The 21,554-nt window shown below is 37.9% G+C and carries 16 protein-coding genes; 11 read left to right on the forward strand and 5 right to left on the reverse strand.

What is annotated here, in order from left to right; genetic code table 11:
• Nucleotides 1-84 precede the first annotated feature (84 nt).
• The 4 genes from WFK35_RS00445 to WFK35_RS00460 all read right to left on the reverse strand — a co-directional run bounded on the left by WFK35_RS00445 (nucleotide 85) and on the right by WFK35_RS00460 (nucleotide 4,586).
• Nucleotides 85-729, reverse strand: a complete 645-nt coding sequence (locus tag WFK35_RS00445; protein ID WP_336730850.1) for a 50S ribosomal protein L25/general stress protein Ctc — start codon at nucleotides 727-729, stop codon at nucleotides 85-87.
• 56 nt (nucleotides 730-785) lie between these two features.
• Nucleotides 786-1,724, reverse strand: a complete 939-nt coding sequence (locus WFK35_RS00450; RefSeq protein ID WP_214587636.1) for a ribose-phosphate pyrophosphokinase — start codon at nucleotides 1,722-1,724, stop codon at nucleotides 786-788.
• Nucleotides 1,725-1,807: 83 nt separating this feature from the next.
• Nucleotides 1,808-3,334: a G-D-S-L family lipolytic protein gene (locus WFK35_RS00455; RefSeq protein ID WP_336730851.1), complete on the reverse strand. Its 1,527-nt coding sequence runs from the start codon at nucleotides 3,332-3,334 to the stop codon at nucleotides 1,808-1,810.
• A gap of 16 nt (nucleotides 3,335-3,350) precedes the next feature.
• Nucleotides 3,351-4,586, reverse strand: a complete 1,236-nt coding sequence (locus WFK35_RS00460; protein ID WP_336730853.1) for an OmpP1/FadL family transporter — start codon at nucleotides 4,584-4,586, stop codon at nucleotides 3,351-3,353.
• 273 nt (nucleotides 4,587-4,859) lie between these two features.
• Between WFK35_RS00460 and WFK35_RS00465 the strand changes: the two genes are divergently transcribed.
• From WFK35_RS00465 to WFK35_RS00485, 5 genes are all read left to right on the forward strand, one after another.
• Nucleotides 4,860-6,293, forward strand: coding sequence for a PSP1 domain-containing protein (locus WFK35_RS00465; RefSeq protein WP_336730854.1), 1,434 nt, complete (start codon nucleotides 4,860-4,862; stop codon nucleotides 6,291-6,293).
• The gene (locus tag WFK35_RS00470; RefSeq protein ID WP_336730855.1) at nucleotides 6,286-6,750 is read left to right on the forward strand and encodes a gliding motility lipoprotein GldH; all 465 of its coding nucleotides are present in this window, start codon (nucleotides 6,286-6,288) and stop codon (nucleotides 6,748-6,750) included. The genes WFK35_RS00465 and WFK35_RS00470 overlap by 8 nt, the downstream gene beginning before the upstream one ends.
• Before the next feature lie 6 nt (nucleotides 6,751-6,756).
• A complete protein-coding gene (locus tag WFK35_RS00475) occupies nucleotides 6,757-9,135 on the forward strand; it encodes a penicillin-binding protein 1A (RefSeq protein WP_336730856.1) in 2,379 nt (792 codons plus the stop codon).
• 74 nt (nucleotides 9,136-9,209) lie between these two features.
• Nucleotides 9,210-10,751 carry a protein adenylyltransferase SelO gene (locus tag WFK35_RS00480; RefSeq protein ID WP_336730858.1) on the forward strand — a complete coding sequence of 514 codons (1,542 nt, stop codon included), beginning with the start codon at nucleotides 9,210-9,212 and terminating at the stop codon, nucleotides 10,749-10,751.
• 80 nt (nucleotides 10,752-10,831) lie between these two features.
• Nucleotides 10,832-12,106, forward strand: a complete 1,275-nt coding sequence (locus tag WFK35_RS00485; protein WP_336730860.1) for a DUF6080 domain-containing protein — start codon at nucleotides 10,832-10,834, stop codon at nucleotides 12,104-12,106.
• Nucleotides 12,107-12,185: 79 nt separating this feature from the next.
• Here the strand turns inward: WFK35_RS00485 and WFK35_RS00490 are convergent, their stop codons facing one another.
• Nucleotides 12,186-12,725, reverse strand: coding sequence for an SPOR domain-containing protein (locus WFK35_RS00490; RefSeq protein WP_336730861.1), 540 nt, complete (start codon nucleotides 12,723-12,725; stop codon nucleotides 12,186-12,188).
• Nucleotides 12,726-12,909: 184 nt separating this feature from the next.
• On the opposite strand from WFK35_RS00490, the gene WFK35_RS00495 reads away from it, so the two are divergent.
• Genes WFK35_RS00495 through WFK35_RS00520 form a run of 6 tightly spaced genes read left to right on the forward strand, consistent with a single transcriptional unit; the run spans nucleotide 12,910 to nucleotide 21,349 of the window.
• Nucleotides 12,910-14,277: a c-type cytochrome gene (locus WFK35_RS00495; RefSeq protein ID WP_336730863.1), complete on the forward strand. Its 1,368-nt coding sequence runs from the start codon at nucleotides 12,910-12,912 to the stop codon at nucleotides 14,275-14,277.
• Nucleotides 14,278-14,300: 23 nt separating this feature from the next.
• Complete coding sequence (locus tag WFK35_RS00500) at nucleotides 14,301-17,363, forward strand: TAT-variant-translocated molybdopterin oxidoreductase (protein ID WP_336730864.1); 3,063 nt, start codon at nucleotides 14,301-14,303, stop codon at nucleotides 17,361-17,363.
• Between the two features lie 25 nt (nucleotides 17,364-17,388).
• The gene (gene nrfD / locus WFK35_RS00505) at nucleotides 17,389-18,786 is read left to right on the forward strand and encodes an NrfD/PsrC family molybdoenzyme membrane anchor subunit (RefSeq protein WP_027381049.1); all 1,398 of its coding nucleotides are present in this window, start codon (nucleotides 17,389-17,391) and stop codon (nucleotides 18,784-18,786) included.
• Nucleotides 18,773-19,294: a DUF3341 domain-containing protein gene (locus WFK35_RS00510; RefSeq protein ID WP_076393898.1), complete on the forward strand. Its 522-nt coding sequence runs from the start codon at nucleotides 18,773-18,775 to the stop codon at nucleotides 19,292-19,294. The genes nrfD and WFK35_RS00510 overlap by 14 nt, the downstream gene beginning before the upstream one ends.
• Nucleotides 19,287-20,009 carry a c-type cytochrome gene (locus WFK35_RS00515; protein ID WP_336730866.1) on the forward strand — a complete coding sequence of 241 codons (723 nt, stop codon included), beginning with the start codon at nucleotides 19,287-19,289 and terminating at the stop codon, nucleotides 20,007-20,009. The genes WFK35_RS00510 and WFK35_RS00515 overlap by 8 nt, the downstream gene beginning before the upstream one ends.
• 8 nt (nucleotides 20,010-20,017) lie before the next feature.
• A complete protein-coding gene (locus WFK35_RS00520; protein ID WP_336730867.1) occupies nucleotides 20,018-21,349 on the forward strand; it encodes a quinol:cytochrome C oxidoreductase in 1,332 nt (443 codons plus the stop codon).
• Nucleotides 21,350-21,554 lie beyond the last annotated feature (205 nt).

The raw sequence follows: 21,554 nt of genomic DNA on the forward strand, positions 1-21,554 counted from the left end.
ATTTGAACTCATCATATTTACCTTTTAGTCATAAAAAAACCTGTCAAAAAATTGACAGGTTTTCTATATCTCAATAAGAAATTCTTATTCTGCTGCTGCTTCTGTAGCTTCAGGAGCTGCTCCTTCTTCAGTTGCAACTTCTTCTTCATCGTCATCATCCATAGCTGCCGCACCTCCTTTCATTGCATTTCTAGACATCTTAACAGCTACTACAACTGCGTTGTCCGGGTGCATGAAAGAGTATCCTTCAGTTTTGATACCTCCAACATAAAGTTTGTTACCAATTCTTAAAGGAGTAACATCTACAACGATCTCATCCGGTAAGTTGGCAGGGATTGCTTTTACTTTCAGTTTTCTGAAAGACTGACGAAGAACACCACCAGCTACAACACCTTTAGAACGACCTGTAATTCTTACAGGAACTTCCATGATAACTGGCTTATCGTCAGCTAACTGATAGAAATCTGCGTGAAGAATTTTGTCTGTAATCGGGTGAAACTGAATATCCTGAAGAACAGCCGGAATTGTTTGACCATCAACCTCAATAGATACCGTGTGTGCTTCAGGAGTGTATACCAAACCTTTGAAAGATTTCTCAGTAGCAGAGAAATTCAAAGGAGCTTCACCTCCGTAAACAACACAAGGAACTAATTCAGCATCACGTAAAGCTTTTGTAGACTTTTTGCCCACGCTTTCTCTTTTTGTACCTTGAATTGTAATAGATTTCATTTATAAAAAATTTAAAAAATTGTTTCAAATTAAATTTGCAAACCTCTAAATATCAGTTAAATAACAAACTTACTGCTAATCGACTGATGCTCGTGAACCATCTTCATAACGTCCGCAAATAATGGGGCGCAAGATAGCACTTTTATTTTAGATGACAAATTATTTTTCACAGGAATTGAGTCAGTTACAATAACTTCCAATAATTTTGAGTTCTCAATATTTTCGTAAGCCTTTCCTGAAAGTACTCCGTGCGTTGCCATAGCTCTTACAGATTTTGCCCCTTTTTCCATTAAGATGTCTGCAGCTTTGCAAAGCGTTCCGGCAGTATCAATCATATCATCAATAAGGATAACATTCTTTCCGTCCACATCCCCGATAAGGAACATTTCTTCCACCACGTTTGCTTTTTTTCTTTCCTTATAAGCAATTACCACATCCGCACCAAGGTGACCTGCATAGTTTTTGGCTCTTTTTGCACCTCCCATATCCGGAGAAGCGATGGTAAGATTTGCTAAATTAAGATCTCTGATGTAATCTACGAAAATAGTAGAAGCATACAGATGATCTACCGGAATTTCAAAGAAGCCCTGAATCTGATCTGCGTGAAGATCCATCGTCATAATTCTTGTAGCTCCCGCAGCGGTTAAAAGGTTTGCCACCAATTTAGCACCAATTGGAGCTCTTGGCTGGTCTTTTCTGTCCTGTCTTGCAAGCCCGAAATATGGAAGCACCACGGTAATACTTTTAGCAGAAGCTCTTTTAGCAGCATCAATCATCAGAAGAAGTTCTAATAAATTGTCTGCCGGCGGGAATGTAGATCCAATAAGGAAAACTCTTCCCCCTCTTACGGATTCGTCTAAAACAGGTTCGAATTCTCCGTCGCTGAATGTCTGAAAGTTGATTTTTCCTAATTCTTTCCCATAATTTTGGGCAATTTTCTCTGCCAAGTCCTTACTCGTCCTTGTAGAAAATAGATAACTTAACTGATCGGCCATTTTTACTTTTTAAAGATTTGCAAATTTAAAAAAAAACCACAAGAATTGCTCCTGTGGTTTCTAAGTTTTTATTTATCCTTTTATTATGGGAATTTTACTCCTGAATAATTGTTTGGATTTACCTGTGGTAATGTAGATTTATATTTAGCATTAATTGCTTTAATAAATTCATTCGCAATAATCGCATACCCTCTTCCTGTAAGGTGAACCCCATCAAGAGAGAAAGCTCCTCCTGTTACAAATTTTGCTGTATATCTTATTCCGTCATACAAAATTCCGGATTGGGAATTAAGCTCTACCATTTTAGCATTTGCATCTACAAAAGCAAGTCCTTTAGTATCCGCAATAGACTTAATGGCAGTATTATAGGCTGTCATAGCTGTTACTACGTTTGCTGCTTCTGCTTTTGAAAGTACATGCTGATTTTCTAAAGGATAAGAAATACCATATACATTAATTGAAGCCGGAGCATTTGGGTTGGTAGAACCAATTACTGCTCTCGTTGTAAGAAGGATATAATCTTCTGCGGTTGCCTGTCTCGCCTGTCCGTAGATCTGTCCGAAAGCGGCAGCTGTAGGAGCTCCTAAAGATGGCGTAAGTGCTGCAGTAAGCTGAGCCGACAAATTCGTTAAAGAAACATCTCTGATCAAAACAGGGTTTGATGAAGTAGACGATAATAGATTAATTCGGTCTCCTGCACCGAAAGCGGTAAGCGCCTGCTTAAGCGGACCGTATAAGCTTGTGTTAAGCGTAGTAAGATTAGATCCTAAAGCAGCAGGAGTTAACGGATTGTAAGGAACCGTTGTAAAGAAAGGAATCGCTGTTACACTTGGTATATTGGCAACTACCCCTTTTGCACCGTTTGCCGTAAGAGCCGTTACATAAGAGTTGATACTGGATGCAACTACATTTGGATCAGAAATATCATTAGATCCGTAAGTTGCCGGATTAAGATTCCCATTCTGAAATACTGCAGGTGTATAAGTTGTAACACCTCCTGTTGTCGTAGAGTTCGTTCCTCCACTTGTAGCATAGCTTAAAATATCGTTATTTCCAATCCATAAAGAGAAGAATGTAGGATTTTGAGCTACCGCAGCTGCCACAGGACTTACCCCGGTAGAAAATCTTGCATAAAAAGGATTAAGCATCCCGTAATTAGAAAGACCTAAGTGGAATGATTTTGCACCCGGAACCCCTAAATTCTGATAAGGTGCTCCCGAAGAAATATTATCAAGCGCTGCTGCAGGAGCAGAAGCAACTGGGGTTAAAGAGCCATTCACAACGCTCAGAACCAATTTCCCCGGAAATCCCGGAACATTATTAAACCCTCCGATATTATTCGGCATTAAAGGCTGTTTGAAATCACCTCCTCCTGCAAGCTTCATCTGCATTGCAATCATTGATGGATAAGATTCGTTTTGTCCGTCCGAATAAAGCGCTCCGTCTCTATAACCCGATGTAAGAGAATTACCTAAAGATACATATTTAGAAAAATTGGCTTCTCCGGAAGTTACCACCACGTCCTTTACATCAGTATCAAAGTCGGTATCACAACTTACATTTAGTAATAAAGCTGAGACAGCGAATGTAGAAATTAATATTTTTTTCATAATTCTTGATTAAAAATTAAAATGCGTTATAAGACAAACCTAAACCAAAGTAAAATGCTCTTGCTTTAGCCTGTCCGTAAAAATTATAAAATGCATTGCTTATATCTCTCGATTTTTGAAAACTGTAAGCTCCAGAAACATCTACACCCAGCTTATTGAATTTAAATCCAAGCCCCCCTGTCATCACATTAGCATCGAAAGACGGTGTTTCAGGACTGAAATGAGCGTTATCATAAGGTGATTCGTCATGGTAATATCCAAGTCTTCCAGCAATTTTATCAGTTATCATATATTGAGTACCGATTCTGAAAGCTTTTGAATTATGGAAGTTTTTAGGTGTTATATTTTTTGTAGGATCATCTGCCTGATTTCCTGCCAATGCGTTTTCAAAATCCAATGTAAGTTTATTGTATTTTTCCCAACCGTAATAATTGAAATCTCCGGAAACCTGCCATTTTGGAGTTATTTTATAAGTTACCCCGATCGTATATTCGTCAACCAAAGGAAGAACTGCTTTAAAATTATCCTGTCCGTTAGCATCTAGCTTTACTGAGGAGTACAACGCCTGAGAAATATTAAATGTAGCCTTTCCTTTATCTGCATTCATGTAAACCGGTGATCTGTAAGCAATACTTACATCAAGTTTTTCTTCAGGTCTGAAATAGAAGCCTAGTCCAAAACCATGTCCAGAAGCTTTATCATCCTTTAGATTTAAATTACCTCCTAACTGCGTAACTGCTTTAGTCCAGTCTACAGTTCCTTTAGCATAAATATAACTTGCTCCTACGGACACCCAAGGAGATAATTTCACGGAAACCATTGGCTGAAAATAGAATGCCTTCAACTCAATATTCTGCACGATTTCCTTTCCGGCCCAGTTATCCGGCCACTTTACAGAACTACCGTATGGTGTTGAAAAGTTAAACCCTAAAGAAAGGTTATCTAAAACCTTATAAGCTACAGCAGCGTAAATAGGTGTTCCCATAGGATTGTCTGTAGAATAAGATTCCAGTGTTGAAAGATTCTGGTACGTTACTTTAGAATTGATACCGAATCCACCTGCTGCAACACTTAGTTTTGAAGGAATAAATGACATACCTGCAGGGTTGAAGAACGTTACACTTGCATCTTCAGCGTGTGCACTGGTATGAGCCATTGCCAACTGTTTTACCCCCTGAAGAGAAACTCTGAAGCCTCCTGCATAAGATAATACGCCTGCCAATAAAGCTGTTGATATTACTATTTTTTTCATAGACTATTATTATATAACCCAAATATAAAATTATTTTGGTTACATCTGTTAATAAATCATAAAATTTTAAACGTCAATGCAAAAGAAAATTATGTTTAAAATAATACTTTAAATAAGATCATATCTAAAATTATCATTATTAAACGATTAAGCAGATTTATTTCATCTGCATTTCATTTTGTTTAGTTTTAAACAAAGGGATTCCCGAATATTTGATTATTTTAGACCTCATAAAGATAAAAATCATAAATTTGCAAATTAAATATATAATATATGAGTTGTGGATGTAAGACATCCGGCGATTCTGCACATTCTTGCGGACCCAAGAAAACCGCGAATGGCTGTGAAAATGTAAATACCTGTGGTAATAGTTATAAATTAAGTGTTTTTGACTGGCTTTCTAACATCAACAATCCCGCACCGAACCGATGTGATTTTGTAGAAGTTAGATTTAAAAATGACAGAAAATCGTTTTATAAAAATGTAAATAATATTCCGTTACATATAGGTAGTGTAGTAACAGTAGAATCGAGTCCCGGACACGATGTAGGTGTGGTAAGTCTCACCGGAGAATTGGTAAAGATTCAGATGAAAAAGAAGAAATGTTCTGAAGAATCGGCACTAAAAATATACAGACAGGCCAATCAGAAAGATCTGGAAGTCTGGCAGGAAGCAAGAAAAAAAGAAGATAACGTAAAAATAGAAGCCCGAAAAATTGCACACAGACTGGGTCTTGAAATGAAGATCACCGATGTGGAATATCAGGGAGATGCCTCTAAAGTTACTTTTTATTACACGGCGGATAACCGTGTGGATTTCAGGCAACTGATTAAAGAATATGCCGGAGCTTTCCGTACAAAAATCGATATGAAACAGATCGGTTTCAGACAGGAAGCCGCAAAAGTAGGCGGAATCGGATCTTGCGGAAGAGAGCTTTGCTGTTCCACATGGTTAACGGATTTCAGATCCGTAAACACCAATGTTGCAAGATATCAGCAGCTTAGCATCAATCCTCAGAAACTTGCCGGACAGTGCGGTAAGCTAAAATGCTGTCTAAATTATGAACTCGACAGTTATCTGGATGCTTTAAGTAATTTTCCTTCTTCTTCTACCACTTTGGACACCGAGAAAGGAAGAGCTTTCTGCATTAAAATCGACGTTTTCAAAAAGAAAATGTGGTTTGCTTATGTAGAAAATTCAATTGCATGGTACGATTTTGATATAGATCTGGTTAAAAAACTGATTTCTAAAAATAAACGTGGCGAGAAAACACTTCCGCTGGAAGATCTTAAGCAGCCCGAAACGCCTTTTGCAAGCATTGATTTGATTCAGGAAAATAATGTAGACCGTTTCGAAAAGAAGAACAGAGGAAACAGGAATAAAAATCAGAACAGACCGAATAACAACAATCAGAATAACCAAAATCAGCAAGGTCAGAAGAAGAACAACAACCGACCTGAAAGACAGGAACGTCCTGAAAGAAGTGAAAAATCTGCTGAAAAGCTTCCGAGACAGGAAAAACAGCAACAAAACCCAAAAGCCAATTCTAACAATAACCAACCGAGACAGCAAAAGCCTCAACAACCGAAAGCCCAGTTGGAAAAAGCAGAAGCTGCTACTACAGGCGCTGAAATTGAGAAAAAACCAAACCCGAATAAAAAGAAATTTAAAAAGAAGTTTCCTCCAAAAAAAGATAACAATGCGTAAAATTTTAGGATTATTTACACTTATTCTTTTCTTTAGCTGTAATTCTTCCACCGAAGGAGAAGTTTTTATGAATTCCGTTGATAATAAATGGAACAAGAAAAGTGAACAAAAATTTAATCTTGAAATTTCAGATCCTCAAAATCCGAAAAATATTATATTTGTTGTAAGAAATAACGACAATTATCCTTACAGCAATATAAGGTTCATCGTCAATTTCACCGACCTTCAAAGTAAGAAAAAGCAAACCGATACGTTGAATTATGTATTGGCAAAACCTAACGGAGAATGGCTCGGGACAGGTTTTGGGGACACAAAGGAAACTTTGTTTCAATATAAACTGAATTATAAATTTCCGGCAAAGGGAAAATATGAAATCGGTCTTACTCAGGCAATGAGAAACGACAACCTTACGGGAATTGAAGACATTGGAGTAAAAATAGAAACGGCTAAACCGTAATCATCAATGGAAGTGAACAAACAAAATACTGGGAATAAAGGGAAAACCTTCCCTCTTCCACCTAAAAAGAAAGATACTACCTGGAAAAGGTGGGTAAAATTTATCTGGATCGGATTCTTTGCTTTGGTTTTAGGAATTTCAGGGCTTTTCTTTGCTGTATCGCAAGGTTTCGTAGGAGAAATGCCGGATGTAAAAGAACTTGAAAATCCCGACATTTATGTCGCCTCACAAATCTACTCTTCAGACGGAGTTCTTTTGGGTAAATTTGAAAAGGAAAAAACGCAGCCTATTATTTATAAAGATCTTCCGCCTTACCTAATCTATGCTTTACAGGCTAAAGAAGATGAACGTTTTAAAGAACACTCCGGAATTGATTTACAATCAATTGCGAGAGCTATAGCTTATGGAGGTAAAAGAGGTGGTGGCTCTACAATCACCCAACAGCTTGCAAAATTACTTTTCACTGGAAATGCTTCTCAAAACAGAATTGAAAGAGCATTCCAGAAATTAAAAGAGTGGGTTGTTGCCGTAAGTCTTGAAAAAAGATATACGAAAGAAGAAATCATAACACTGTATTTCAATAAGTTTGATTTCTTATTTAATGCTAACGGAATTGAAATGGCTTCGAAGATTTATTTTAATAAAAAAACTTCTGAGCTTACTTTACCGGAGGCAGCAACATTTGTTGCCATGCTTGAAAATCCAAGAAAAAATAATCCATACAGAAATCCTGAAAGAGCAAAAACAAGAAGAGATGTTGTTTTGGATCAAATGCTGAAAACAGGATATATCGATCAGGCAACCTTTGATAAAGCTACAGCAACGCCAATTACAGTTGATTTTCATCCTATAAGTAATATTACAGAAGGCTATTCCGCATATTATAAGTTTTATCTGAAAAAAGAAATCGACAAATATCTTGACGATTACGAAAAAGAAACCGGTAAAAAATTAAATCTTTATAAAGACGGTTTAAAAATATATGTAACTCTTGATTCCAGAATGCAGAAATATGCAGAAGAGGCAATCAGAGAGCACTTAACGGATCTTCAGAAAAGATTTGATGCCGAACAGAGAGGAAGAAAAAACTGGCCGTTCTATTACCTGAATGACAAGCAGGTGAATGATCTGATGCTTCAGGCAATGAGAAGAACAGGACGTTATAAGCTTCTTAAAGCGGACGGAATGCCGGAAGATTCCATTCTAATGGAATTTAAAAAACCTGTTAAAACATCAAGATTTACGTGGGCTGGAGAAGAAGAGGTAGAAATGTCTCCTTGGGATTCTATCAGATGGCACAAGAAAGTGGCGCAGGCCGGATTGATGTCTGTAATCCCGGGAACAGGAGAAATTAAAGCATGGGTTGGAGGAATCGATTGGCAGCATTTCCAATATGACCACATTAAGCAGGGTAAAAGACAGGTAGGTTCAACCTTTAAACCTTTCGTTTACGCAACTGCAATTATGAAATTAGGTTTAACACCTTGTTCTACGATATCTAATGCAAGCTTTAACAAAGGAACTTATCATGTTCCGGGAAGAGGCGGAATGCTTACTTTAAAAGATGCATTGGCGCACTCACAAAACCCTGTTGCGCTTCGTCTTGCCGAAATGACGGGAACACAGAGCGTAATACAAACCGCGAGAGATTTGGGAGTAACAGAAGAAATCTCCACAAGTTTACCAATGGCTCTAGGAGCTTCGGATATTACCATCTACGAAATGGTTGGAGCTTACAGTACTTTTGCAAACTATGGTAACTACAACAAACCGGAAATGATCTGGAGAATTGAAGATGCCAACAGCCGCGTAATTAAGGAAGTAAATGTAGAACCTAAAGAAGTGATGAATCCGCTGTACGCTTATACCATGATCGAACTGATGAAAGGTGTGGCACAATACGGAACCGCTTCAGGGGAATTGGGAAGAAAAGGAATTTCAAAAGATATCGAAATTGCAGGTAAAACAGGAACAACCCAGAACAACTCAGACGGTTGGTTTATGGGAATCGTACCGAAACTGGCAACCGGAGCATGGGTTGGATGGGAAGACAGAGCCACCCACTTCTACGGAACCGGAGAAGGACAGGGAGCTAAAATGGCATTACCAATCTGGGCAATCTACATGAAGAAAGTATGGGCAGATAAAAGCTTAAAAATCTCTCCAGATGATAAATTCGTAAAACCTTCGGAGTGGAAAGACGGCTGTTCAAACCTTAAAGGATTAGGAGCAGGTTATGGAGATGATGGCGGATTACAGACGCTTGATGAGATTAAAAATCCGAAACCGGCAGATCCAAGCGGACCGAAAACACCGGGTAAAAAAGAAGAAAATGTAAACGAAAACCTGAATACAGGGGAAGACATAGACTTCAATAATAAATAAATTCTTTTTTAGAAATACACAAGACCTTTCAATCATTTGGAAGGTCTTGTGTATTTAATTTATACCTTTGAAGGATGAATATCGAAAATATACTGCAACCCTTTATAAAAAAATTTCCAGGAGATTTCTCAGGTAATACCCTACAGAGAAACACGCCCAAAGTCTTATTCTCCACCGTTGAGCCAGTAGGTTTTAACAACCCTGAATTAATTGCTTTCAACGAAAAACTTTCAGAAGAAATCGGACTTGGAAAATTTGAGGATAAAGATCTTAATTTTCTTGCCGCAACCCATCTACCGGAAAATATCAAAACCTATTCCACCGCTTATGCAGGGCATCAGTTCGGGAACTGGGCTGGACAACTAGGGGACGGAAGAGCCATTCTTGCCGGAGAAATTGAAAACAATTCAGGAAAGAAAAACGAAATACAGTGGAAAGGAGCCGGAGCAACGCCTTATTCCAGACACGCAGATGGAAGAGCCGTTTTAAGATCATCTGTTCGAGAATATTTAATGAGTGAAGCAATGTTTCACTTAGGAGTTCCGACAACCAGAGCATTGAGTCTGGTATTTACCGGAGAGGATGTCGTAAGAGATATCATGTACAGTGGAAATCCGGAACTGGAAAAAGGAGCGGTAATCATAAGAATCGCGGAAAGCTTCCTCCGTTTCGGTCATTTTGAATTGTTATCTGCTCAGCAGGAATATAAAACATTACAGGAACTTGCAGATGACACCATTCATCATTACTTTAAAGAAATTTCTTCGGAAGGGATCCAGAAGTACAAAGATTTCTTCGAAAATGTGTGCAGGAGAACGGCAGATCTTATGGTGGAATGGTATCGTGTGGGATTTGTTCATGGGGTGATGAATACCGACAATATGTCAATTTTAGGTTTAACGATCGATTATGGACCTTATTCGATGATGGATGAATACGATTTAAATTTCACTCCAAACACCACCGACCTTCCCGGAAGAAGATATGCTTTCGGAAAACAGGGACAGATTTCCCAATGGAACTTATGGCAACTGGCAAACGCACTTCATCCTTTAATTAAAGATGAAAAATTTCTGGAAGATATTTTAAATGATTACGGAAGCTATTTCTGGGAATCACATGACAGGATGCTTTGCAGAAAATTTGGTTTTGATCAGTTACTAACCAGCGATGAAAAATTTTTTACAACATGGCAAAGTCTGATGCAAGATCTTCAGCTAGATTACACTTTATTTTTCAATGAGCTTGAAAAATATGATGACCAAAAAGATCTCAGACAACAATTTGAAAACGTTTCTTACACATTTTTAAATGATGAAAAGCTTTCGAAACTGGACGATTTTATTAAAACATATCAGTCAAGGTTAGAAAAAAATATTATTTCAAGAGAAAAATCTTTGGAAATAATGCATAAGACCAACCCTAAATTTATTCTTAGGAATTATCTGCTGTATCAATGCATTGAAGAAATTAATAACGGTAAAACCGATTTGCTTACAAAACTGACTCACGCTTTAGAAAATCCGTACCACACCATTTATCCTGAATTTTCAGTGAAAAGACCTTCCGGCTATGATGGCGTTTCGGGATGCTCGATGCTTTCCTGCAGTTCTTAATTTTAAAATCATAAAATCAATACAAAAACTCATCAGAATTGGTGGGTTTTTTATTTTACTTTTGCAGAAAGTTTTTGCAGGTGTCAAAATTCAAAACAAAATTTATCGGCTTTTTTAAATTGCTTTTTCCGTCAACGGGAATTGAACTTATTGTTTTTCTTTTCTTTCTCGTCGCTTACGGATATATGGGATCATACATTGCGATTCATCACAAAATTATCTTTGACGGAAGAATTCCTTGGGATGCATATTTCAGCTTCGATAACAAATCTATTGTAATGACTGGCGGAAGTTTTGAAAGACACCCGCTCTCCTATTATTTTTTTAACTGGATCCGAGAACTGGCTTTACTTTTCTCTAATGGCAAAATGGATGGAAATTTTCGTTTTGCTTTAGCCTGGATGAGTAATCTCGCGGTAAGCCTAAGCGTTCTTCAGGTGTTTAAATATCTCAAGAATATTATCCGGCTTCCTTTAACTTTAAGCATCTTATTAATTTTGTTTTTCGGAGCATTTTCAACGAATATTCTCCTTTCTTTTACACCGGAAAATTTTACCTATACCTTGTTTTTTCTAACGCTATTTAATCATTATTCCGCAATAAAACTAAAAAAAGAAGAGAGAATTCCGGCTTTGGCACTGGCTTTTTCAGGAATTACCATAGGAGGTTTAACGGTAACAAATATTGTAAAAGTCTTCATACCCGTAGCTTTTGAAAAGAGCCTTTTTAAAGACTGGAAAAAACTCGGGAATGCAGTTTTAAGAGGAGTTTTTACCTGCATATGTTTCATTTTGCTTTATCTGAACAGAATTAATTTCAACTACGAAAACATCTTCAGCAAAACCAATGAACAGTATGAAAAATTCTCCAATGTAAATTCTACGCCGACCTGGGATATGATTCTTTCGTACTTTTTTGGCGGAAATATTCTGTTTTCAAATTTCCTGATCCGCGACAAACACAATATGAGCGGCTATCATTACAAAGGGATTATAATGACCGTTTATTCATCATGGATTCCCTATATTTTTATTGCCGTTTTACTGACATTGATTTGTTGGAGTTATTTTAAAAATTTCAGAAATAAACTCGTTCAGGTTTTAATGATTTCATTCCTGTTTGATGTTATCATTCACTGCGTTATGCGTTTCGGACTCCACACTTCTTACATCTACGGAGGTCACTTCGTTTTTATTTATCCTCTATTAATTGGATGGCTGTTTTTTGCTTATAAAGAATCGCCAAAAGTATTGTCGTTTTTAACAGCTGTTTTCATCATTCTGTTTGCTTATCTTATCACGAATAACTATTTAAGAATGACAGAATTCTTTTGGTTTTTAAATAAATTTTATTAAAAATTAAATTTTATAAACATAACAAAAAAGCTGAGAAATAATTTTTCCCAGCTTTTTATTTTGTATGGATAATTTTAAATTATTTTGCTTCCGCACAGAAAATTCTGTACTGCACCGCAACCGCCGATTTAAAATATTCTTTTACCTTTGAAAGATCGGAAGCTGCACTTTGCTTTGTGAAATAACTTCCTGCCAGAATTTTATAATTCGGTCTCAGAGAAGCATCTGTTTCCACCTTCAGGTTAGGGAATCTCTTTCTGAAATAAGCTTTTACCTCATTGGCTTCCTCATTACTCTTCACTGTTGTTATCTGAATTTTAAAGCCTAAAATTCTGGGGTTTTTTCTGCATATTTCAGCGTTGGTAAGCTCTCTGTTAGGAACATAAATTTTAGTAGGTTTTGATGGAGTATAATCCTCATCATCACTTCTTAAAGGAACTGACGAAGCTGTTTTGGAGCATTTATCTTCGATACTTTCCAAAGCAGTATTTACCTTAGCATCCATCGTTATAGTGAGCTCTGTTCCTGATAAAGTATCTTTTTTTACAACCTGTTGTGCATCAACACCATAAAATGCAAGCACAGAAACCACCGAAATTATTTTGATTAAATTTTTCATTTAAACTTGTTTCCGCAAATTTATACAAATTAAAAAATTATACCAAACGTGGTTATTTAGAATAATTACAAATTAAAAGGAAATGACATTTTCCCCTTTCCATATACCGTTAAATTCCTGTTAAATATATTATTTTTGCGGGATTGATTGAATGTTCAATATTTACTAACATAAGATAATTTAAATGATTAGTTGGAGAAAGCATTATAGACAGACGTTGATCGCAATAGGCTTATTGCTATCGACCAGTGCTTCAATTTACGGGCAGGACGGTGATCCTAAGAATGGTGAAAAGCTTTTCAAAGCGAATTGTACTGCATGTCACGCACTAGACAAACAAGTTGTAGGACCACCTCTGAAGGGTGTTGTAGAACGAGTAAAGACGGAGGGTGGTGTAGACAAAGACTGGCTTCACAAGTGGATCAAAAACAACAAGGAACTGAGAGCTTCTGGAGACAAGTACGCCAATGAAATTTTCGAAAAATTCAACAAGACTGAGATGCAGGTCTTTCCAAATCTTACAGATAAGGATATAGACGATATCTTAGCGTACACAACTAATCCTCCGGCTCCTGAAGAGCCTAAAAAGGATGCTACTGCACAAGCAGGCACAACAGACGGTGCACAGGCTGCACCTCAAAGCTCTACAACTACAAACGTAGTAATCATTTCTCTTTTAGCAATCGCTGCTTTATTGGTTTGGATCTTATTAAAATTAAGACAATTAGTAAAACTGGGGCAATCTGAAGACTTAGCTGGTCTTAACGAAACAAGAGTTAAATCCTTCAGCGAAATCTATGCAAAATATCATTATGTAGGAAAAGGATTAATTGCAATTCTTGCGCTTCTGGCAACCTATGGAATCTGGAACTGGATCATGTGGATCGGGGTTTACAAAGGATATAAGCCGGAGCAGCCTATCTATTTCTCACATAAAATCCACGCGGGAGAACAGAAAATCAACTGTCAGTTATGTCACTCCAGTGCAAAATACGGTAAAGTATCTGAAATCCCTTCTATGAACGTTTGTATGAACTGCCACAGAACAATTTCTGAATATAATGCGCAGCACTATATGGAGCCTGGTAAAGACAAGGCTTTCTATGACGGAGAAATCCAGAAAATCTATGCGGCTACAGGCTGGGATCCTGCAAAACAACAGTACACAGGAAAAACACAGCCGGTTGAATGGACAAGAATCCACAACATGCCGGACTTCGTATACTTCAACCACGCACAGCACGTTGTAGCAGGTGAACAGGCAATCATTAATTCTTTCAACAAAAAGAACCCTGACAACAAAATAGATGTTGTATGTAAAGCTTGTCACGGAAAAATCGACACAATGAATGTTGTCCAGATGGCTAACGACTTTACAATGGGATGGTGTATCGAGTGTCACAGAACTACAGAAGTTGACATGAACAACGGTTATAATAAAGAATACTTCAAGAATCTACACGACAAGTTGAAAAAACAGTACCCTAAAGATGGTGGTAAGATTACGGTAGATGCTATTGGAGGTCTTGAGTGTGGTAAATGTCATTATTAATAACTAAAAATTAGAAGTATCAAATGGCTTCAAACAAAATACAATTCAGAAGTATTCACGAACTTAAAGATCCGGCTTTAAACAATAAGCTGGCTCAGAAAGAGTTCCAGGAAGAAATTCCGGTAGAAGATTTCCTTGATGATGCGGAAAAGAACGGTTCTGCTACTTCAAGAAGAGATTTCTTAAAACTATTAGGTTTCTCTACTGCAGCGGTAACATTGGCTGCCTGTGAAGCTCCGGTAATCAAAACGATTCCTTATGTGGTAAAACCGCATGAAATCATTCCGGGGATTCCTAACTATTACGCTTCGACGTATTTCGATGGTTTCGATTTCGCAAGTGTTTTAGTAAAAACAAGAGAAGGAAGACCTATCAAAATTGAACCAAACCCGGCAGCAGGAGATTTAGGTAAAACTAATGCAAGAGCTCAGGCAAGTGTACTTTCTCTTTATGATAATGATAAAGTAAAACAGCCTAAATTTGAAGGAAAAGACGAAACTTTCGACAAAGTAGACAGCTTCGTTATCAAAGGACTTGAAGAAGCTAAAGCTGCAGGTAAAAGAATCGTTTTATTATCCCATTCTTTTGCTTCTCCTACTTTCAAAAAATTATTTGCAGATTTCAAAGCTAAATATCCTACAGCGGAATTAGTAACCTATGATGCTTATCCTTATGCTGCAGCATTAGACGCAGCTCAGGAAGTTTTCGGAACAAGAGCATTGCCTGTTTACGACCTTAAAGGAACGGAATTGGTGGTTGCATTCCAGGCTGATTTCTTAGGAGATTACAACGCAGGAGGCTTAGAATCTTCTTACGCAGTGGCAAGAACTCCGGGAAAAAATATGTTGAGACACATTCAGGTTGAATCCAATATGTCTTTAACAGGAGCAAACGCAGATTCAAGAATCAGGCTAAAACCAAGTCAGGTAAACAAGACTTTAGTTGAAGTTTACAACGCGGTCGTTGGTGGTGGTACTTCTGACAAAGCTGCATCTGAAATCGCAAAAGAATTATTGGCAAAAGGAAGCAAAGCAGTTGTTTTCGCTGATGGTTCTAAAGGAGCTCAGGTTTTAGCTCACTTAATCAACCAAAAATTAGGATCTGTAGCTTTCACCGGGAAAGCCAACTTCTTAAAAGATTTTGACAAAGCAAGATTCGAGGAATTCCTTGGATGGGTAAACGGAGGACAGGTTGGCGTATTGATCGCAAACAATGTAGATCCTATTTACTCTTACCACAAAGGAGAAGATTTCAAAAAATCGTTATCTAAAGTTCCTTATGTAATTGCAGTTGCAGATAAGAAAAATGAAATGTATAAAGCAGCGAAAGCTGTAATTCCTGTAGCCAACTGGCTTGAATCTTGGGGAGATCTTGAACCACAGACAGGAGTATATTCATTAATGCAGCCTACGATCCAGAAAATATACAAATCAAGACAGATTGAAGAATCTTTATTGGTTTGGAAAAATGGTAAAAACAATGCTGCTAATAATTATTATGATTATTTAAAGGCAAATGCCACTTCTATCTTAGGAGCAACTTCTTTCAACAAAGCTTTATATAACGGTATCAATGCTTCTTCAAATGCGACAACATTATCGTACGCAGGAGGAAACGGTGCACAGGCTGTTGCTGAATTAGGAAGTTTCAAAGCTTCAGATTTAGAATTGGTATTGTATACGAAGACAGCAATGGGAGACGGAACTCAGGCAAACAACCCTTGGTTGCAGGAATTACCGGATCCAATTACAAGAATGTCTTGGGATAACTACTTAACAATGTCTCCGAAAGACGCAGAAAGATTGGGTATTGATAACGATCTTAACGCGAGAATGCAGTTAGACGGTTCTCTTGTAAACCTTACTGTAAACGGAGTAACAATAAAAGACGTTCCTGTATTCGTACAACCGGGACAGGCAGACGGATCAGTAGGTCTTGCGCTTGGATACGGTAAGAAAAACTCAGGAGCTACAGCTGACACCGGTGTAAATGCTTATCCTTTATTTGACGGTTCTAACTTAGTAGTTTCTAATGTTAAGATCGAAAAAACAGGAGAAGATCACGAATTCGCAGGAATCCAGCTTCAGAATACATTAATGGGACGTTACGAAATCGCTAAAGAAGTACCTTTGGCTGAGTTCTTAAACGTAGCATTTGATGATGAACACAAAGGATGGAATAAGCCTTTGGAATACCACACCATCAGTGGGGCACTTCCTGCAAGAAAAATCGATCTTTGGGATGCATTTGATGACACCGATGGTCCTCACTTTAACTTATCGATTGACCTGAACTCTTGTACTGGTTGTGGAGCATGTATCATTGCTTGTCAGGCAGAAAACAACGTTCCTGTTGTAGGTAAGGAAGAGATCAGAATGTCCAGAGATATGTACTGGTTAAGAATTGACCGTTACTACTCTGCAAGACAGAAGGTAGAAGTATACGAAGGATTGAAAGAAGGAATGGCAGTTCCTGAATTATACGGAACAGCTTTCAACAAAGAAGGTGGTGCATTGAATCACCCGGCTGATAATCCGGATGTAATCTTCCAGCCAGTAATGTGTCAGCACTGTAACCACGCTCCTTGTGAAACTGTATGTCCGGTAGCGGCAACTTCACACGGTAAGCAGGGACAAAACCACATGGCTTATAACAGATGTATCGGTACGAGATATTGTGCAAACAACTGTCCTTATAAAGTAAGACGTTTCAACTGGTTTACTTATAACCTGAATGACAAGTTCGACTTCAACATGAATAACGATCTTGGAAGAATGGTTCTGAACCCGGATGTTGTGGTAAGAACTAGAGGGGTTATGGAGAAATGTTCTATGTGTATCCAGATGACTCAGACTACTATTCTTGAAGCTAAAAAAGAGAATAGAATCGTGAAGGACGGAGAGTTCCAGACAGCTTGTTCTAAAGCTTGTTCTACAGGTTCAATCAAGTTCGGAGATATGAATGACAAAGAATCTGAAGTGAGAAAGCAATATGCTTCAAACAGAAGATATTATTTACTGGAAGAGATCGGAACAAAACCAAATGTGTTCTATCACACTAAAGTAAGAAACAGAGTAGAAAAATAAAGTTTAAATAATAAATAGGTAAAAAATGTCAGGACATTACGAAGCTCCGATAAGGGAACCTCTAATTATTGGTCACAAAACTTATCACGATATCACGGAAGATATTGCACGACCTATCGAAGAAAGAGCAGGTAAATTATGGTGGATTTCATTATATGCAGCCTTAGTTCTATTCATCTATGGATTCGGATGTATCGCTTACACTATCGGAACAGGTATTGGAGCATGGGGACTAAACAGAACTATTAACTGGGGATGGGATATTACTAACTTCGTATGGTGGGTTGGTATCGGTCACGCCGGAACCCTAATCTCAGCGGTATTATTATTATTTAGACAGAGATGGAGAATGTCTGTAAACAGATCTGCAGAGGCGATGACGATCTTTGCGGTTGTACAGGCGGCAATCTTCCCGGTAATTCACATGGGTAGAGTTTGGGTAGGATATTGGGTATTCCCTTTACCAAACCAGTTCGGTTCTCTTTGGGGGAACTTCAACTCTCCTCTACTTTGGGACGTATTTGCGATCTCTACGTATTTCTCGGTATCAACAGTATTCTGGTTCATGGGATTGATCCCTGACTTTGCAATGATCAGAGACAGAGCGAAAACGCCTTGGACTAAGAAAATTTATACTTTCCTTGCATTCGGTTGGGGTGGTAAAGCAAAACACTGGCAAAGATTCGAAGAACTATCTTTGGTTCTTGCAGGTTTGGCAACTCCACTTGTATTCTCTGTACACACTACCGTATCTTTTGACTTCGCAACTTCGGTTATTAAAGGATGGCACTCTACAATCTACCCTCCTTACTTCGTTGCCGGTGCGATTTTCTCAGGATTCGCAATGGTACAGACGTTATTGTTAGTTGCAAGAAAAGTATGTCACCTTGAAGATTACATCACTATGTATCATATCGAAATTATGAACATCGTAATCATCTTAACAGGTGGTATGGTAACTGTAGCTTACGCAACTGAATATTTCATCGGATGGTATTCAGGATCAAGATTTGAAGATTTCACATATCTTTCTCCTGGTGCAGCTGTTGGACCTTACTGGTGGGCTTTCTGGTCACTAATTATCTGTAACCTTGTTGTTCCTGCTTCTTTCTGGTTCAAGAGACTGAGAACGAATATTATCTGGACATTCATTGTTGCATTAATTATCAACATCGGTATGTGGTTTGAGCGTTTTGACATTATCGTAATTAACCTTTCCAGAGATTATCTGCCTGGTTCTTGGACGATGTTTAAGCCAACAATCATTGATGTGGGAGTATATTTAGGAACAATCGGGTTCTTCTCTGTATTATTCTTATTATACGCAAGAACATTCCCTGTAATTGCACAGGCTGAATTAAAATCGATTTTGAAAATCTCAGGTGAAACTTATAAAGCAAAAGAAGGAGATGAGCACCACTAAAATTGTATACGGACTTTATGCGGACGACGACGATTTAATGAACGGCGTTAAAGCATTCAACGATAAAGGAATCAAAATAAACGAAGTCTATACTCCGTTTCCGGTTCACGGACTAGATAAAGCTTTAGGGTTAAAGAAAACAAGAATTTCTGATGCCGCTTTTATCTACGCTTGTTATGGAGTTACGATCGGTGCTACTCTTACATGGTATGTAATGAACCACGACTGGCCTCAGAACATTGGGGGTAAACCAGCTTTCGACTGGGCTCACAATATGCCAGCTTTCGTAGTACCAATGTTCGAACTTATGGTATTCTGCGCAGCGCACATGATGTCATTAACTTTCTTGGTAAGAAACAAAATGTATCCCGGAGCGCCTGCACAAAACCCGGATCCAAGAACAACGGATGATAAATTCTTAATGGAATTTGTAACTGAAGATGTAGAATCTGTGAAGCAGTTGCTTATTGAGACTGGAGTTGAAGAAATAACTGTTAAAGATGCTTAAAATGAAAAAGAATGTATTAAAAATTACAGCAGTTTTAGGTTTAACAACAGTTTTACTTAACTCTTGCGGACCAAAAGAGAATACTCCGCTGGTCTATTTCCCGGATATGTATTTTCCGGTAGCTTACGATCCATTGATGAAAGCTCAGGATGCTTATTCAGATCATGAAAATGAAATTCCCGCTTTTGTTAAAAATAATTTTGCAACAGGTCTTTCTCCTGTAGAAGGATCGGTAGCTCAAAATAAAGATGGTGTTTTCGAAGAAGGATTACTTCCAAAAACACCGGATGAATACAATGCTGGTTATGATGCTTCTAAAACAGTAACAGCTTCTCCTTTAAACCCTGCAAACGCAGCAAAAGATCTCGAAAGAGGAAAAGGTCTTTTTGAGAAAACCTGTGCAGCTTGTCACGGTGTCGGAGGAGACGGACAAGGACCAATCGTTCAGTCCGGAGCATTCTCTGGTGTACCAAACTATGCAGACAGAGATATTACTGTAGGATCTGTTCATTATGTAATAACCAACGGTAGAAACGCAATGGGATCTTATGCAGGACAACTAAACGCCGGAGACCGATGGAGAGTTGCCATGTATGTGATGAATGCTTTCAAAAAAGGAGCGGCAGCACCTGCGGCGGCGGCTACAGCAGCAACAGCTACGACAGCAGCTGCCCCTGCGAAATCTGAAACGATGACTACCGAAACTAAAAAATAAGAAAAGAAATGTATAGTTTTTCACCAAAATTAAAATCAACTTCTATAATCCTTCTTGTTGTAGGTTTAGTTCTTTTTGCTGTTGGTTTCTTTATGAATAAAGGAATCAGTACCGAGAAAATAGAACACATGATGGAAGCGGTTCATGCTTCTGGTCATACAGCTCCTACGCATTCTAGTGAAATGGTAGGACCTCAGGATCACGCAGCTCACCTTGAGCATGCTACTCTTCAGGTTCACAACCAGCCTTTAGCGGCAATACATTTTGTAGCTGTATTTTTCTTTGGAGTAAGCTGCTGCGTATTATTCTTCTATTCTATTCAGCACGCTGCACACGCAGGTTGGCCAATTATCATTACAAGAGTAATGGAAGCTATTGCTTCTTATATTCCTTACGGTGGTGCTATTTTAATCATTTTAATGATTTTAAACATCACACACCAAGGTCACCTTTTCCATTGGATGGATCCGGAATTAACAGACCCAAATTCTGCTCATTTCGATGTGATCTTATTTGAAAAAAGAATTTTCTTAAATATCCCTTTCTATGCAGTAAGAACTTTCATCTATGTATTAGGAGCTTCTTTCTTCGCTTGGAAACTGAAAGCTCAGTCTAAAAAAGTAGACGAAACAAAATCAAGAGTAGAATATCAGATGCTTTACAGATGGGCAGTAGGATATATCGCATTTTTCGGTTTTGCTTCTGCAGCATGGGCTTGGGACTGGTTGATGTCTATTGACCCACACTGGTATTCTACCATGTATATCTGGTATTCAATGGTGAGCTGTCTTTCAAGTGGTATTGCGGTAATCATTCTTCTAAGTGTTTATTTAAAGAAAAACGGATTCCTTCCACAGTTCAACGATAACCACTTACACGATTTAGGAGTATTCCTATTCGCGACAAGTATGCTTTGGACATATACATGGTTTGCACAGTTCATGTTATACTGGTACGCAAACATTCCGGAAGAGGTTAACTATTTCTTTGGAAGATTCCAGCACTACTCTCCTACTTTCTTGCCAATGCTTATTGTAAACTTCTTATTACCGTTATTGGTATTAGTAAGCAGCAGCATCAAGAGAAACTACAAAGTAGTTACAACAATGGCAGTAGTCGTAATTTGTGGTCACATCTTAGATTACTTCAACATGGTAATGCCGGGAACTGTAGGACCATACTGGAAAACTCCTGAAGTATTCATCCTGATCTTAGGAGCAATCTTATTCGTAGTTGGATTATTTATGTTCACTGTGCTTTCAGCACTATCTAAACTTAAACTGATCCCTACAGGTAACCCTTACCTACACGAATCTGAAATTTATGAATATCCTTTCTAAGGAATTTGTAACAACATAAAAAGAAAAAAGACTGATTGTAATGATCAGTCTTTTTTTATGCACTAAAAATTAGAACTGTCCTACAGCCTTTCTGAATTTTAATTGTCTTAAACAAAGAATGATTTAACTAAAAAAACATTAATTGTATCAATCATGAAGAAAAATCTACTGTTATTATTTTTAACAATCGTTGTAAATTTTTTGA

The sequence above is a fragment of the Chryseobacterium sp. VD8 genome, from assembly GCF_037149975.1.
Taxonomy (GTDB): Bacteria; Bacteroidota; Bacteroidia; order Flavobacteriales; family Weeksellaceae; genus Chryseobacterium; species Chryseobacterium indicum.

Coding starts and splice junctions, on each gene's coding strand:
- WFK35_RS00445 (WP_336730850.1), bottom strand. CDS start 729: ATGAAATCTATTACAATTCAAGGTACAAAAAGAGAAAGCGTGGGCAAA.
- WFK35_RS00450 (WP_214587636.1), bottom strand. CDS start 1,724: ATGGCCGATCAGTTAAGTTATCTATTTTCTACAAGGACGAGTAAGGAC.
- WFK35_RS00455 (WP_336730851.1), bottom strand. CDS start 3,334: ATGAAAAAAATATTAATTTCTACATTCGCTGTCTCAGCTTTATTACTA.
- WFK35_RS00460 (WP_336730853.1), bottom strand. CDS start 4,586: ATGAAAAAAATAGTAATATCAACAGCTTTATTGGCAGGCGTATTATCT.
- WFK35_RS00465 (WP_336730854.1), top strand. CDS start 4,860: ATGAGTTGTGGATGTAAGACATCCGGCGATTCTGCACATTCTTGCGGA.
- WFK35_RS00470 (WP_336730855.1), top strand. CDS start 6,286: ATGCGTAAAATTTTAGGATTATTTACACTTATTCTTTTCTTTAGCTGT.
- WFK35_RS00475 (WP_336730856.1), top strand. CDS start 6,757: ATGGAAGTGAACAAACAAAATACTGGGAATAAAGGGAAAACCTTCCCT.
- WFK35_RS00480 (WP_336730858.1), top strand. CDS start 9,210: ATGAATATCGAAAATATACTGCAACCCTTTATAAAAAAATTTCCAGGA.
- WFK35_RS00490 (WP_336730861.1), bottom strand. CDS start 12,725: ATGAAAAATTTAATCAAAATAATTTCGGTGGTTTCTGTGCTTGCATTT.
- WFK35_RS00495 (WP_336730863.1), top strand. CDS start 12,910: ATGATTAGTTGGAGAAAGCATTATAGACAGACGTTGATCGCAATAGGC.
- WFK35_RS00500 (WP_336730864.1), top strand. CDS start 14,301: ATGGCTTCAAACAAAATACAATTCAGAAGTATTCACGAACTTAAAGAT.
- nrfD (WP_027381049.1), top strand. CDS start 17,389: ATGTCAGGACATTACGAAGCTCCGATAAGGGAACCTCTAATTATTGGT.
- WFK35_RS00510 (WP_076393898.1), top strand. CDS start 18,773: ATGAGCACCACTAAAATTGTATACGGACTTTATGCGGACGACGACGAT.
- WFK35_RS00515 (WP_336730866.1), top strand. CDS start 19,287: ATGCTTAAAATGAAAAAGAATGTATTAAAAATTACAGCAGTTTTAGGT.
- WFK35_RS00520 (WP_336730867.1), top strand. CDS start 20,018: ATGTATAGTTTTTCACCAAAATTAAAATCAACTTCTATAATCCTTCTT.